General features: G+C 60.3%; 13 protein-coding genes. 8 read left to right on the top strand and 5 right to left on the bottom strand.

The annotated features are described in order from the left end of the window. The first annotated feature begins 38 nt into the window (after positions 1–38). On the top strand, positions 39–893 hold the full coding sequence (locus tag ACR0LF_RS16215; protein WP_480856435.1) for a hypothetical protein: 855 nt from the start codon (positions 39–41) through the stop codon (positions 891–893). A gap of 30 nt (positions 894–923) precedes the next feature. On the opposite strand, the gene ACR0LF_RS16210 is transcribed toward ACR0LF_RS16215, so the two are convergent. Continuing rightward, complete coding sequence (locus ACR0LF_RS16210) at positions 924–1,694, bottom strand: FadR/GntR family transcriptional regulator (protein WP_480581536.1); 771 nt, start codon at positions 1,692–1,694, stop codon at positions 924–926. A 150-nt stretch (positions 1,695–1,844) separates the two neighbouring features. On the opposite strand from ACR0LF_RS16210, the gene ACR0LF_RS16205 reads away from it, so the two are divergent. The 6 genes from ACR0LF_RS16205 (at position 1,845) to ACR0LF_RS16180 (ending at position 9,704) form a co-directional block, all read left to right on the top strand. Then, entirely contained in the window at positions 1,845–3,038 is a 1,194-nt protein-coding gene (locus tag ACR0LF_RS16205; protein WP_480581534.1) for an aminotransferase-like domain-containing protein, read from the top strand. A 44-nt stretch (positions 3,039–3,082) separates the two neighbouring features. After that, positions 3,083–3,478 (top strand): hypothetical protein, encoded by a 396-nt coding sequence (locus tag ACR0LF_RS16200; protein ID WP_480581533.1) that lies wholly within the window; start codon positions 3,083–3,085, stop codon positions 3,476–3,478. Positions 3,479–3,619: 141 nt separating this feature from the next. Continuing rightward, positions 3,620–7,075 (top strand): chromosome segregation SMC family protein, encoded by a 3,456-nt coding sequence (locus ACR0LF_RS16195; protein WP_480581531.1) that lies wholly within the window; start codon positions 3,620–3,622, stop codon positions 7,073–7,075. Between the two features lie 53 nt (positions 7,076–7,128). Then, positions 7,129–7,479 (top strand): hypothetical protein, encoded by a 351-nt coding sequence (locus ACR0LF_RS16190; RefSeq protein ID WP_480581529.1) that lies wholly within the window; start codon positions 7,129–7,131, stop codon positions 7,477–7,479. Between the two features lie 295 nt (positions 7,480–7,774). After that, positions 7,775–8,461 (top strand): hypothetical protein, encoded by a 687-nt coding sequence (locus ACR0LF_RS16185; RefSeq protein ID WP_480581527.1) that lies wholly within the window; start codon positions 7,775–7,777, stop codon positions 8,459–8,461. A gap of 535 nt (positions 8,462–8,996) precedes the next feature. After that, positions 8,997–9,704 carry a PEP-CTERM sorting domain-containing protein gene (locus ACR0LF_RS16180; RefSeq protein WP_480581525.1) on the top strand — a complete coding sequence of 236 codons (708 nt, stop codon included), beginning with the start codon at positions 8,997–8,999 and terminating at the stop codon, positions 9,702–9,704. 52 nt (positions 9,705–9,756) lie between these two features. Here ACR0LF_RS16180 and ACR0LF_RS16175 read toward each other — a convergent pair whose 3' ends face one another. Genes ACR0LF_RS16175 through ACR0LF_RS16165 form a run of 3 tightly spaced genes read right to left on the bottom strand, consistent with a single transcriptional unit; the run spans position 9,757 to position 12,816 of the window. After that, on the bottom strand, positions 9,757–10,920 hold the full coding sequence (locus ACR0LF_RS16175) for a lytic murein transglycosylase (RefSeq protein ID WP_480581524.1): 1,164 nt from the start codon (positions 10,918–10,920) through the stop codon (positions 9,757–9,759). Positions 10,921–10,933: 13 nt separating this feature from the next. Next, positions 10,934–11,854 (bottom strand): adenosylcobinamide-phosphate synthase CbiB, encoded by a 921-nt coding sequence (gene cbiB / locus ACR0LF_RS16170; RefSeq protein ID WP_480581522.1) that lies wholly within the window; start codon positions 11,852–11,854, stop codon positions 10,934–10,936. Further along, positions 11,851–12,816 (bottom strand): threonine-phosphate decarboxylase, encoded by a 966-nt coding sequence (locus ACR0LF_RS16165; protein ID WP_480581520.1) that lies wholly within the window; start codon positions 12,814–12,816, stop codon positions 11,851–11,853. The genes cbiB and ACR0LF_RS16165 overlap by 4 nt, the downstream gene beginning before the upstream one ends. A gap of 185 nt (positions 12,817–13,001) precedes the next feature. Here ACR0LF_RS16165 and ACR0LF_RS16160 point away from each other — a divergent pair, with 185 nt between their 5' ends. Beyond that, positions 13,002–13,364 (top strand): response regulator transcription factor, encoded by a 363-nt coding sequence (locus ACR0LF_RS16160; RefSeq protein ID WP_480581518.1) that lies wholly within the window; start codon positions 13,002–13,004, stop codon positions 13,362–13,364. Here ACR0LF_RS16160 and ACR0LF_RS16155 read toward each other — a convergent pair. Further along, on the bottom strand, positions 13,346–14,335 hold the full coding sequence (locus ACR0LF_RS16155; RefSeq protein WP_480581516.1) for a glutathione S-transferase family protein: 990 nt from the start codon (positions 14,333–14,335) through the stop codon (positions 13,346–13,348). The two genes, ACR0LF_RS16160 and ACR0LF_RS16155, sit on opposite strands and share 19 nt — an antisense overlap. Between the last annotated feature and the right edge of the window lie 12 nt (positions 14,336–14,347).

The raw sequence follows: 14,347 nt of genomic DNA, 5'->3' as shown, positions 1-14,347 counted from the left end.
CTTGGAAGAGAGCGTGACAATACAGGGAAAGACGGGCCGTGACTGGCAACACAGTTTCGATGAATATTGTTGGTGTGGTCAGAAATGGCGGCTCAGCGCTGATCGACACGATCAACCGGATCGAAACCCTGTCTGCGCAATTGCATCGGTATTTCGTCACCATCGCGACCAACGACAATGTGGATGGCACCGACCGGGTGTTGTCGGACTACGCGGGTCGAAATCGGCATGTCGATATTGTTCAACTGGACGGTCTTGCCTCAGATTTCCCCGGCCGGATCGAACGCATCACGGCGGCCAGAAACGCAGTGCTCACCAGGCTGGAAGAAAAAGACAGTGACCTCGATCTGACTTTGGTTTTGGATATGGATGGCCCGAATGCCTGTCTGGATGTTCAGTCGGTTCTGACGGCAGCCCAGCGGGTTGCCCCTCTATGGGAGGGGGTCTTCGCCAATTCCAAGCCCGCTTATTATGACATTCACGCACTGCGTTGTCCGGGCTGGTGCGACGAAGATGTCTGGCAGCGCATCCAAAGCACGCGCAGACCGTTGTTCGGCCGCCGGAAATGGCGTCAGGCTTTGTTGAAATCAGCCGTTTTTGACCGGCAGTTTCATATTCCTGCCGACACGCCGCTGATCCCTGTCGAAAGCGCCTTTGGCGGCGCTGGCCTGTATAAATCGCGCGCGCTGCGGGGCCTGCGGTATTCCTGCCGGGACGAAAACGGTCACATGGTGTGCGAACATGTGATGCTGCACAAACAGCTCAGAAACCGCGGCGCACGGCTGTTCATCGACCCGGCTCTGACCACGCTGGCCCCCGATGATCATCTGGGAGAAGGCAGCGGCAGACCCTTCCCGCAACAACTGATCCCCGCTGCAACCGGGGCCGCCTAATCCACCTTGGAACGGGTAGAACACCTGCGTTCAGGGCCGCCAGGTTTCGTGTTGCAATCTTTGCTGAGCGATGGCTTCGTTCCGCTCTGTCTTCTGTTGATCCGCCATACAGCGTTCGACAAAGTCCAGATGCTGTTCAATCGCATCCCGCGCGGTCGAGGGATCGCGGGCCTGCAACGCTGCATTGATGGCGCGGTGCTGATCCAGAATAGCCTCTCGTGTGGCCCGCTGGCGGAACATGGTCTGGCGGTTATAGAACACCCCTTGCACCAGCAGATCATACATCGACCGCATCATGTGCAGCATGACCACGTTGTGGCTGGCCTCGATGATGGCCATGTGAAACTCGGCATCCAGCCGCGCCTCGTCATCCGCTGCGTTCCGGTCATGGGCGGCCTGCATCTTGTCAAAAATCGTCTGAACCACTTTCAGGTCGCTCTCTGACCCCAATCGCGCGGCCCGTTCTGCCGCCAGCCCTTCCATGTCGCGGCGAAAGGACAGGTAGTCAAAGACAGCTTCGTCATGGCTGCCGAACAATCTGATCAGCGCAGGGGAAAAGGCCGATCCCAGCACCTCGGCCACATAGATCCCGGACCCGGCTTTCGCCGTCAAAAGCCCGTGTTCCTGAAGCTCTGAAATCGCATCGCGCAGGGACGGGCGCGACACGCCCATGCGCTCGGCCAGTTCGCGCTCGGATGGTAAACGCTCACCGGGGCGCAGAATGCCGCGCAGGATCAAAAGCTCGATCTGGCGAACGACGGCGAGCGACAGTTTTTCCGTTTGGACTTTGTGAAAGGGCATTGTTCGTTCCGAAATTGGTGAACTCATTTGACCATGGACGACGGGGCTGTTCAAGAATACCCGGTCACATCCGTTGAAATATTAGGTCAGTAATATTGACTTTAATTTGAGGAAGCATAGTCTGCGCCGAAATGAGATCGGAGGAGCCTCATGTCCCAACACCCTTTGTTTGCCACCCGGGCCTCCCGGATGAAGGCGTCGGAAATTCGCGAGTTGCTGAAACTGCTCGACCAACCCGGCATCATTTCTTTTGCCGGAGGTATTCCTGACCCTGCTCTGTTCCCCGCCGACGCGTTCGCGCAGGCGTTTCAGCAGACGTTGGGGCCGGATACCCAAGCACAGGCGCTGCAATATTCGGTCAGCGAAGGCTATGTTCCTTTGCGTGAATGGCTGGTCCAGCATATGCGCGAGATCGGGGTGGAATGCGACATCGACAACATCCTGATCACCTCAGGCTCGCAACAGGCGCTGGATTATCTGGGCAAGCTGTTCCTGTCCCCCGGTGATACGGCCCTGGTCGGTTGGCCCACCTACCTGGGCGCGCTGGCTGCGTTCAATGCCTATGAACCCCGCTTTGACAGGCTCAATGGCAACCTTGGGGCCAAGGAATACAAGGCCGCAGCGGGCGAGGGTGCGGTAAAATTCGCCTACCTTTCGCCGGACTTTGCCAACCCGACAGGCGAGACGGTGGATTTACAAGGCAGGGAGGCTCTGCTGGAACTGGCCGACGATCTGGACTGTGCACTGATCGAGGACGGGGCCTATCAGGCGCTGCGCTACGACGGCGATCCGATCTCTCCGATGTTGTCTCTGGAACTGGCCCGGAAAGGGTCGATCGAAAAGTGTCGGACGATCTATTGCGGCAGCTTCTCGAAAACACTGTCGCCGGGGTTGCGTATGGGGTGGGTCGTTGCGTCCAAGCCAATCATCTCTCAGATGGTTCTGCTGAAACAGGCCGCTGATCTGCATTCTGCGACCATCAACCAGATGGCCGTGCATCAGGTGGCGCAGGCCTGCTTTGACACCCATATCCCCAAAGTACGCGATGTTTACAGAACCCGCCGCGACGCGATGCTGGACGCGTTGGAACAACATATGCCGGACGGGGTCGAATGGACGCGGCCCGAGGGCGGCATGTTCATCTGGGTCACACTTCCTGCCGGGACCAGCGGATCCGACCTGCTGGCGCGGGCACTGGACACGGTGAAGGTGGCTTTCGTGCCGGGACAGGCGTTCTTTCCGGATGGCAGCGGCGCAAACACCATTCGCCTCAGCTTCTCGAATTCTGATGAGGCGACGATCCGTGAGGGTATCCGCCGGTTGGGAGAGGTCTTGCGCGCTTGAATCGGGAAAGGTTTCGTTAACCATAGTGCCGCTAGAAAGGCGGCATGATCCGAGTGCTTGCCTTCCTGTTCCTCGCCGCGTGTTCGGGCGGCTCGCCCTACTTCCGCGACCTGCCCGCAACACGTGTCGCCGTAAACGGCAGCATCTTTGACGTGCGCGTTCGCAATGAACTGGCCGAGGCTGTCCGTGTGAACGCCCAATACGCTCCGCGCCTGGGCCCGATCCGCGACCGGGCCGCGCTGGCCATGGCGCAGGTTTCGGGCTGTCCGCTATTGGATGTGCTGGGCGATGCGGCCGTCACCGTCGGCGTGCTGGGATGTGACGAGGAATTGGGCGAAAAGCTGATTTTCGGCGCGCTGCTCCGCCGCCCTTATGAATGCGTCGATTATGGCTATTACGAAGACTACGGGTATCAGGTCTTCGAATGCACGCCGTATTGAGATACGCGGTTCTGCGCGTAGTTTTGCCAAGATATTGTGGATAACTCAACTCAATATCCCATATCCTGCGCAATCACGTTGACACCTCCCCCATCCCTTGCGCAGACTTCTAGACCATAGGAATCATACCAAGAGCAGCCATTGCGCTTTAGCAAACTCAAACTGACCGGCTTCAAAAGCTTCGTGGACCCGACCGATCTGATCATCGCGGACGGGTTGACCGGGGTGGTTGGTCCCAATGGCTGCGGCAAATCCAACCTGCTGGAAGCTCTGCGCTGGGTGATGGGTGAAAACCGCCCCAAATCCATGCGCGGCGGCGCGATGGAGGATGTGATCTTTGCCGGGGCCGCCACGCGGCCCGCGCGCAACTTTGCCGAAGTTGTCCTGACCATGGACAACTCGGAACGTCTGGCGCCATCCGGGTTCAACGACAGCGACCAGCTTGAGATCGTCCGCCGCATCACCCGCGACGTAGGCAGCGCCTACAAGACCAATGGCAAGGACGTGCGCGCCCGTGATGTGCAAATGCTGTTTGCCGATGCCTCGACCGGCGCGCATTCACCCGCGCTGGTGGGACAGAATCGCATTGCCGAACTGATCAACGCCAAACCCCGCGCCCGCCGCCGCATTCTGGAAGAGGCCGCCGGTATCTCGGGCCTCTATCAGCGCCGGCATGAGGCCGAGCTGAAGCTGAAAGGCACCGAGGCCAACCTGACCCGCGTCGATGACGTGCTGGAGCAATTGGGTGGACAACTGGCCCAGCTTGCGCGTCAGGCCCGACAGGCCGCGCGTTACCGCGAAATCGGAGAACAGCTGCGACAGGCCGAAGGCATGTTGCTCTACCGCCGCTGGAAAGAGGCCGACATGGCCCGTCAGCAGGCCGAAGAAAAGCTGCGGGACCGGATCACCGAAGCCTCGCGTGCCGAGGCCGAAGCCCGCGCCGCCGCGGCGAAACGGGCTGAGATCGAGGAAACCCTGCCACCGCTGCGCGAGGAAGAGGCAATCGCCGCCGCCGTTCTGCAGCGCCAGCAGGTGCAGCGCGATCAGCTCAGTGATCAGGAAACCCGCGCGCGCCAGACGATTGAGACGCTGACCAACCGTATCCAGCAACTTGGCAACGATATCGAACGCGAAACCGGCCTGAACCGCGATGCGGGTCAGATGATCGAGCGGCTGGAATGGGAGGCCCGTGAACTGGCCAAAGCTGCCGAAGGCCATGACGAGAAAGTGGCCGAGGCGGCGGAAATCGCCCGCGAGGCGGCCTCGATCCTGCAGGAACGCGAAGACCACCTGTCGCAACAGACCGAGGATATGGCCCGCCTTGTCGCCCGGCACCAATCGGCCCAGCGTCTGGTGGAAGACAGCCGCAAGACACTGACCCGGTCCGAGGGTGAAGAGGAAAAAGCCCGGCTGGCCGTGGATGAGGCCAAAACGGCGCTGTCCCGTGCCAGCGAAGCGTTTGAAGCGGCTCAGGACGGCGAGGAAGAAGCCCGCGAAGCAGCAGAAGCCGCCGAAGAGGCGCTGGCTGCCGCGGATGAGCTGCGCAATGAGACGCAGGCCCGCGAGGCCGAGGCCCGAGCGCAACGCTCCGAGGCCGAAGGTGAGCTTGGCGCGATCCGGGCCGAAACCACGGCACTGGCCAAGCTGGTGGAGCGCGACACTGCAGAGGGCGGGCAGGTGCTGGACTTGCTGCGTGTCGAACCCGGCTATGAAAAGGCCTTGGGTGCGGCGCTGGCCGACGATCTGCGCGCACCTCTGGTCGAGGGCGATGGCCCGTCGGGCTGGGTGCAGATCGCGGGCTATGACAGCGACCAGCCGCTGCCCGAAGGGGCCGAACCGCTGGCACTGCATGTGTCCGGACCGGATCGTCTCAGCCGCCGGATCGTGCAGATCGGTCTTGTAGACGCCGATCAAGGCGCGCGCTTGCAGGCGGCGCTGAAACCGGGTCAACGGCTCGTGTCGCGTTCGGGCGACCTGTGGCGTTGGGACGGGTTCCGGGCCTGGGCCGAGGATGCCCCAAGCGCGGCGGCTCTGCGGCTGGAACAATTGAACAAGCTGGAAGCGCTGAAACAGGAACTCACCCGCACCGAGGCGCAAGCCGATGGTGCCCGCGCTGCGCATGAGGCACTGTCGCAACAATTGGCCGATGTGACCGAAGCCGACCGCCGCGCGCGTGAAGCCCGCCGTGCTGCTGATCAACGCATGGCCGAAACCGCGCGCCTGCTCAGTCGGGCCGAAGCGGATCGCAATCTGGCACAGGGCAAGCTGGAAACCCTGACTCTGGCCGTGGATCGCCACAAGGAAGACGCGATGTCCGCCCGCGCGCAACTGCGCGAGGCCGAGGGCGCGTTGAACAATCTGGGCGATCTCGACAGCGCCCGTGCCGAGGTCGAAGACATCAAACAAACCGTTGAGGCAGCGCGGATCACGATGCTGACTCACCGCTCGACCCATGATGAGCTGCGCCGTGAGGGGGACGCGCGCACCCGCCGCTCGCAAGAGGTCACGAAGGACCTCAGCGGCTGGCGGCACCGTCTGGAAACTGCTGAGAAACGCATCTCGGAATTGGCCGAGCGCAAGGAAAGTTCTGAAGAGGAGCTGACCGAGGCCATGGCCGCCCCCGGCGAAATCGCCGAAGCGCGGGAAGAGTTGAACGAGCTGATCGAAACCGCCGAAGCCCGCCGGGCCGAGGCTGCCGATAAACTGGCTGAGGCCGAGACTCAGCAGCGCGAAATTGTTCTGGCTGAACGCGAATCCGAACGTCTGGCCTCGGAAGCGCGGGAAAGCCGTGCCGCGGCAGAGGCGCGGTGTGACGCGGCCAAGGAAAGCGTTGTCGCGGCGGCCGAACGCATTGCCGAGGATCAGCAGCTGACCCCGAACCAGTTGCTGAATCAGCTGGACGTGAACCCCGATCAGATGCCTGCTGCGGATGTTCTGGAATCTGAGGTGAACCGCCACAAGCGCCAACGCGACGCCATGGGTGCGGTGAACCTGCGCGCCGAGGAGGACAGCAAGGAGGTTCAGGAAGAGTTCGACACGCTCAGCGGTGAAAAAGCCGATTTGGAAGAGGCGATCAAAGCCCTGCGCAGCGGCATCGCCAGCCTCAACCGGGAAGGGCGCGAGCGTCTGCTGACCGCGTTCGAACAGGTCAACTCGAACTTCGCCATGCTGTTCAAGCACCTCTTTGGCGGCGGCGAGGCCAATCTGGTCATGGTCGAAAGCGACGATCCGCTGGATGCGGGGCTCGAGATCATGTGCCAGCCGCCGGGCAAGAAACTGTCGATCCTCAGCCTGTTGTCGGGCGGGGAACAGACCCTGACCGCGACCGCGCTGATCTTTGGCGTCTTCCTCGCCAACCCCGCCCCGATCTGTGTGCTGGACGAGGTCGACGCGCCGCTGGATGACGCCAACGTCACCCGTTTCTGCGACCTGCTGGACGAGATGTGCCGCCAGACCGACACCCGTTTCCTGATCATCACCCACCACGCGGTGACCATGGCGCGCATGGACCGGCTGTTCGGTGTGACCATGCAGGAACAGGGCGTCAGCCAACTGGTCTCGGTCGACCTTAAGAAGGCCGAGCAGATGGTCGCCTGACCGCTCACCGCAACGTTATGACGGTAACGCGGATATCGCGCTAACTTGGTCGCATGACGCGCTTTTTGATCCCAGCCCTCATCGCCGCCAGCCCGGCCTTTGCCGCAGACTGGCCTGTCAAATCCGGGGATGTTCCCCTGACACCGTCAGAGCTCGACGCTTTGGCAGGCCAGACCTTCACCTTCTACGACGACGGTCAGGCCAAATTTTCGACCGGAGGGGCCTATTCCTACACCTATGCCAGCGGAGACTCGGCCTTTGGAACCTATTCCATCGCCGAGGATGGCAGCGTCTGCATCGCCTACCGCAACGGATTCAGCCGATGTGATCTGTATGTGCGCAGCGGTGAGCGACTGATTTTGATCGATCAGAAGGGGGATCGCTACCCTGTGCGGCCAGAGTAGAATATCCCAAAAGAGTGCATCCCCAATGAAAGGCCGTGGTCGAACTGTGGGCGCTTTGACACAAAGGGCTTGTTCAACACAGGGTAAGTCAGGCCAAATCCACGGCCGCAGTTGACGAGGCCCGCGCGGCATTATTATTGGAACAGCGATCCCGTTTCGGCTTTGGGCATGAGGTGCTGTTTTGGATTTTCAAGTTGCAAGTTTCTGGTTTGGCCCGCCTTTGTCTTGCGTTGAAAGAGTGTGCATTCAGTCCTTTTTGGACCATGGCTATAAGTTCCATCTGTATGTCCTGGACATGGATATAGATGTTCCCGAAGGCGTCATTGTGCATGATGCCCGGGAAATCTATGCAGATGAGACCACCGAAAATCTGGCCGGCGGCCGAAGACGAATGGCAGTCTACTCAGACATTTTCCGGATCCACATGCTGCGAAAAACCGACTATGTCTGGGTCGATCTGGATATATACTGCGTCCGGCCGCTGGACGTTCCGCCGGATTACTTGTTCGGTGTCGTCTGGCGCAATAAAGCGATGAACAACTGCGTCTTGCGCCTTCCAAGGAACTCTCTGGCATTGAAGCTGATCCTGAATTTTTTGGAGTCAGAAGTCCCGATCCCGTTTTGGCTGAGCAGCGATCACATAGCAAAACTGGTCAAACGGCATGACGCGGGCGAGAAAATCACGCTCTATGACCTTCCGTGGACGACAACCGGCCCAAGTGTGACCCGCTGGGCGCTGGGGGTCACGGGTGAAATAGACCGAGGCCAGCACTGGCATTTGTACTGGCCGCGTCGAGGATTTCTTGATCCTGCGCTTCGCATTGAAGAATACGAGCCAGATTGGGCCCGGTTTCACCATTTTCAGGGCGAAACCCGGGGCGACCTTCGCAGCAAGTTTGGCGGGGTTCCTCCGAAGGGAAGCTACATCGACTTTGTCTGCCAAAGACACGGTATAGACCCGGAAAAGTACCCGGTCACATAGGCTGCGCCAGCAGTTCTGGCCCCGGTCGCAAATCGCAATCGCCCCGGCACATCCACTTTTACGATGCACCTGTGGTCAGGCCCGATCCGGTCTGTTCCGCAAGTTTTTCGGTTCATCCCCCTGCCTTCGGCTCACTGTCGATTATCGCGACTTGCCGCCAACTGGCTTGCAGCTGTTTCCTCACTTCGGGTCATATAGGTAAGGTTGACCAGTTGCGAACTGGGGGACTTTAGCGGTTTTTGGGGTCTAGTAGGGTGATGTTCTCGGCAATGGCAACCTTGCTCAAAATGGGTAAGTTTCTTGCTTTTTAAGTCTCATTATGATCTTTTTATTATGTTTGGTGAGGGGTACGGTGATGAAATTGATCAAGCATATTTGTATTTGTTTTCTTTTTTTCTGCAGCGCTCAGGCGGCTCAGGCTATGACCTTCAATCCTTCTACAGTCGGGCTTGTAGCCTTGAACGGACAACAAACCTGCACAAACTCGACGTCAGGCGGATTTGACAACACGACGTGCACCGGGCCTGAAGGTTCGATGTCAACCAGCGCAAGTGCTGTTGGTGGTGTTCTGAAAACCGGCAACCAGTCTTCAATCGACTACAGCGCCGTACCAGGGTCCCTGTTTGGAAGCTTTTCACATGCCGGGGCTGGTTATTCGGACTCCATCACCGTTACCAATGGGCCAAGTAGCGGGTTTCTCGACATTTCTCTGCGTGTTCAGGGGATCGGTACGATTGCCTATACTGGACCCGCTTCCAACAGCGGGTCACTAAGGCTTGAGGTGTTCATGTACAAAGGGCCAGGGTTCGGGGCGACCAATGTGAATGTCGTCAACGATTATACCTCGAACATGAGCATCGATCAGATTTTCACCGGCAGAATCCCCTATCAGAATTCCGTCGCGGACTTTTCCATATTTTTGAATACCTTTGTTTCATGTCCCGGGGCCGCTGCAGGCACGGGCGGCACCTGTACATCTTCGATGAACTTTCTGAACAGCGCGACCGTGGTTGGTACGCAGGTTCTTGATGCAAGCATGAATCTGGTGACCGGCACGACGCTGACTGCGGCGTCGGGATTCAATTACGCAACCGGGGTAACACCTCCGGTTGCGCCGGTTCCGGTTCCCGCATCAATTCCGCTGCTTGCGTCGGCGATTGCGTTGCTTGGGTTCCTTGGGTTCAAGCGCCGCAAGCAGTCTGACCATTCCGCGCCGATTCCGAAACTCGCCCCCGCGTTCTGAGGATACCTATCCAAAACTCTGAGCCTACGACGCAAACCAGCAGGTCGTGGGCTCAGAGCCTGTTCAACAGCTCTTTTGTCGGCCATGCGTCCGCAGGCAGGCCCAGCCGCACCTGTTCGGCCTGTACCGCAGCCCTTGTTCCGGCCCCCAGAATGCCGTCAATCTTTCCAACGTCATACCCTTTGGCCTGAAGCTTGCTTTGCAACTGCTTCATCTGGGCGCCGTTCAAACCCTGTGCCGGATCGCCTGCGTCGTAAATCTGGGCCCCTTCCAGCCGGGTGCCGAAATAGGCGGCGGTCAGGACGTAGACAAAGCTCTGGTTCCATTCGAAGTAAACGTCGAAATTCGGGTAGGCCAGAAAGGCCGGTCCGTTGCGCCCCTGTGGCAGGATCAGCGATGCGGGCAGGTCGGCCAAAGACCCGCTGCGCGCCTCAACGCCCATCGCCTGCCAATCCGCCACGGAACGGGGCTTTCCGGGGCCGGACAGCGACCAATCCATCTGCGTGGGCACCGTGACCTCTTGCAGCCACGGTTGCCCGGATTGCCAGCCCAGATGCGACAGCATCTTGGCTCCGGATATCAGCGCATCGGTGGCCGAGGTCTTCAGGCGGACATGCCCGTCCCCGTCCCCGTCGACGCCGTTTTCCAGAATATCACGGGGCAGCATTTGGACCATACCGACTTCGCCGGCCCAGGCGCCCGTGGTGCGGCCCGGGTCGAAATCGCCATTCTGATACAGCTCGATGGCCGCAAAGATTTGCGGGCGGAACAGGTCCGGACGGCGGCAGTCATGGGCCAAAGTCACCAGCGCGTTGCGGGTGTTGAAATCACCCTGAAAGGCCCCGTAGTCGGTCTCAAACGCCCAGAACGCCAGCAGCACCCCGCGCGAGATGCCGTATTCACGCTCGATCCGGTCAAACACTGCGTCGTATTTGCGCGACATTGCCTGCCCACGCTCGATCCGGTTTTTTGTGATCAGACGGCGTGAAAAGTCGATGAACGGTTTCTGATACACCCCCTGCGCCCGGTCGGCCCTCAGCACGGCGCTGTCCTGCTGAACGCCCTTGAAAAACGCGTTCACGGTGGATTGGTCAAAGCCCTGCTGGACGGCCTCGGCCTTCAGCCCTTTGACGAACGAGTTGAACCCACCCCCACACTGGGCCAGGGCAGGAGAGGCAAACAGGGCGGCAGCGATCAGGCTGGAAAGAAAACGCATAAGGCGGCATCCGTCAGAAAATCAGGTTGACCCCAACCCACACTGACACGAGCCCAAGCGCAAGCCCCCAAACGCTCCACAACATGTGGCATGCGCGGAAAACTTCTGACGGCCCGATCTCGCGCGGCGCATCGCCATTGACCCAGGCCAGATCCCTGACTTGACCGTCATAGCTGCGCGGCCCGGCAAGGGCGACGTTCAGCGCGCGCGCCATGGCGGCTTCGGGCCAGCCTGCATTGGGTGAAATATGGCGGCGCGCATCCGCCACAATCTCGCGCCAGCGCGATCGCTGGCCCGAAAGCGCCACGATCAGCACACAGGTCAGGCGGGCAGGGATCAGGTTCAACAGATCATCGAACCGGGCCGAGGCCCAGCCAAACGCGCGGTATTTTTCATTGCGATACCCGATCATGCTGTCGGCGGTATTCACGGCCTTGTAGACCAGCAGACCGGGCAATCCGGCAATCAAAAACCATAACGCAGGCGCGACAACCCCATCGCTTAGGTTTTCTGCCGCGCTTTCGATGGCCGAGCGCGCCACCTGCGCCTCGGTCATGTCCCGCGTATCGCGCGAGACGATCATAGCCACCTGCCCGCGGCCCTCTGCCAGCGAAGTCAGCAGCCCGTCACCCACCGCGCGCACATGTGCAACCAGCGATTTCTGTGCCAGCAGGATCGCGCAGAGCAAGATCTCGACCACCGGCCCCAGCAGGGACAGCGTCCATCCAAGCCCCCATGCACCGCAAACCAGCAGCGCAAGTACGCCCGCGCCTTTCAACTGCCGCCCGGTTCCGTGGTTCAGACGTTTGTCCAGCCAGCCGATCAGATTGCCGATCATCACCGCCGGGTGTTTGACGCGCGACCACAGCCAGTCAGGCTCTCCCAGCGCGGCGTCCAGACACATGGCGCAGACCAGCATCAGGCCAAGGCTCACAGCGCGGCCTCCAGCCAGTCCCAGCCATCCGCAGGCGGCAGCCCGAGGCGCAGATAGGTGCGCGAATAGGGAAAGATGCGGCTCCAGATATGGCTTTGTGCAAGGCGATCCTGCCAGCTGGCGGCATCGTCGACCTTGTAAAGACGGAACAGGCTGGTGCCGCCGACGACCTCAGCCCCTTTAGTCGTCACCAGCGAATCCAGTCGAGCGGCCTCGCCCGCCAATCGCGCCCGCGTGGCGTCCGCCCAGCCCCTGTCCGTCAGGGCCTGGGTTCCAAGCCGCAGGGCAGGGCCCGATACAGACCACGGGCCGGTCAGGTCATTCAGCCGGTTGATCAGGTCTGGCCGCCCGATGGCAAACCCCAGACGCATTCCGGCCAACCCCCAGAACTTGCCAAAACTCTTCAACACGATCACGCCGGGACGTTCCGCCAGATGGATCAGGGACGCATCGGGCGTGACATCGCAAAAGCTCTCATCGATCACGGTCAGCGGGGCAGAGACATCGCTTTCCTGCCAGATGCGCCCGTCGGGATTGTTTGGGTGCACGATCACACGGGTGTCCCCCGGAGCGTCCGTCTGAACGGTCCAGCCCTGTGCCGAAAAGGCCGCGGCGTGTTCGTTATAGGTCGGTGGCGTGATCTGCACTGTGCCTGCCGCGGCAAGTGCGGGGATGCGCGCGATGATGGCCGATGCGCCCGGCGCGGGCAGGATCGCCGCGCCGTCCGGCACAGTCCAGAACCGGCGTGCGGCATCGCTCAACCGTTCAAAGGCTCCGTGATCCGGCAATTCAGCCCAATCCGCAGCGGTCAGCCCCGAAATCTCGTAGGGATGCGGGTTGATGCCGGTCGACAGATCCATCCAGTCGTCGCGCGTGCCGCCATATCTGACGATTGCCCTGTCCAGCCCGCCGCCGTGGTCGCGCGATGCCCGTGGGTCCAGGCCGTGATCCAATGTGCTCATCTGCTCTCTCTGCGGGAAATGACCGGTTTTGGCGTGCTTCAAGCGGATTTTTGCCTCTTACACAAGCAAAACTGCCCGATCACGGACCTGTTGGGGCGCTGTTAACACTTTGTTAAGGAAATCACGGGATCACGGACTACGGGGGTCGGCACCACTCACCATATCAAGTGCCGAGGTTGTTGCAAATGAAAGTTCTGATTGTTGAGAGTAACCCCGACCTTGGTCGGGTCTGGAAAAGACATCTGGAGCGGCAAGGCGCCGAGGTCACGCTGGTCGAGACGCAGGAGGACGCCATTCTGGCGCTCTATGGCACGGATTTCGAAATCATCGTGCTTGATCTGGTTTTGGAAACCGGCAGCGCGTTGGCCGTGGCCGATTTCGCCAGCTATCGCCGCCCTGAGGCGCGGGTGATCTTTGTCACCAACACCACCTTCTTTTCGGATGGGTCGATCTTTGCCCATAGCCCAAATGCCTGCGCCTATGTGCAAAGCGAAACGCCGCCAGAGGATCTGGCGGCGATGGTCGAACACTACGCCGCAGGGCGTTGATCGCGGCCATGCGGTTCCGCATAGTCCAGCACCGGGTTCACCGGAATGATCCGGTGCGGATTGATGCTGTCATGGCTGAAGTGATAGTGGCGCACGATGTGGTTCATATTCACTGTGGGGGCCACACCGGGCCATTGATACAGCTCACGGGTATAGGCCCATAGGTTCGGGTAATCGACCAGACGCCGCTTGTTGCACTTGAAATGCAGGTGATAGACCGGGTCGAACCGGATCAGTGTGGTGAACAGCCGCCAGTCAGCCTCGGTGATCCGGTCTCCCATCAGATACCGGTTGCGGGACAGGCGATCTTCCAGCCAGTCCAGCGTGTCGAACAACGGACCTACAGCAGCGTCATAGGCCGCTTGCGAGGTGGCAAAGCCGGATTTGTAGACGCCGTTGTTGACGTCGGAATAAATGCGGGCGTTCACATCTTCGATGTCGTCCCGCATCGCCTCGGGCCAGAAATCATCCGTGTTGCCGGTGATCCCGTTGAAGGCCGAATTGAACATGCGGATGATTTCCGAACTTTCGTTCGAGACAATGGTCCCCTGCTGCTTGTCCCACAGGATCGGTACCGTGACCCGACCGGAATAGGACGGATCGGCCCTGGTGTAGACCTGATGCGCAAAGTTCAGCCCATGAAGATCGTCACCTGTGGCACCGTGATCGTCCGTTTCAAAGGTCCAGCCCTTGTCCAGCATATCGGGATGCACCACCGAGACCGAGATCAGGTCGCTCAGCCCTTTCAACTCACGGAAGATCAACGTGCGATGTGCCCAAGGGCAGGCGTGGCTGACATAGAGGTGATAGCGCCCGGCCTCTGCCTTGAACCTGCCCGCGCCGGACGGTCCCGCGCTGCCATCGGCGGTTATCCAGTTGCGGAACTGCGCGGCGCTGCGTTTGAACGCGCCGCCTGTGGATTTGGTGTCATACCAGGTGTCATGCCATGTTCCGTCGACCAGCAGGCCCATATCTTTTCCTCC

The sequence above is a fragment of the Ruegeria sp. E8 genome, assembly GCF_056533985.1.
This window is presented reverse-complemented; position numbering and strand designations above follow the sequence as displayed.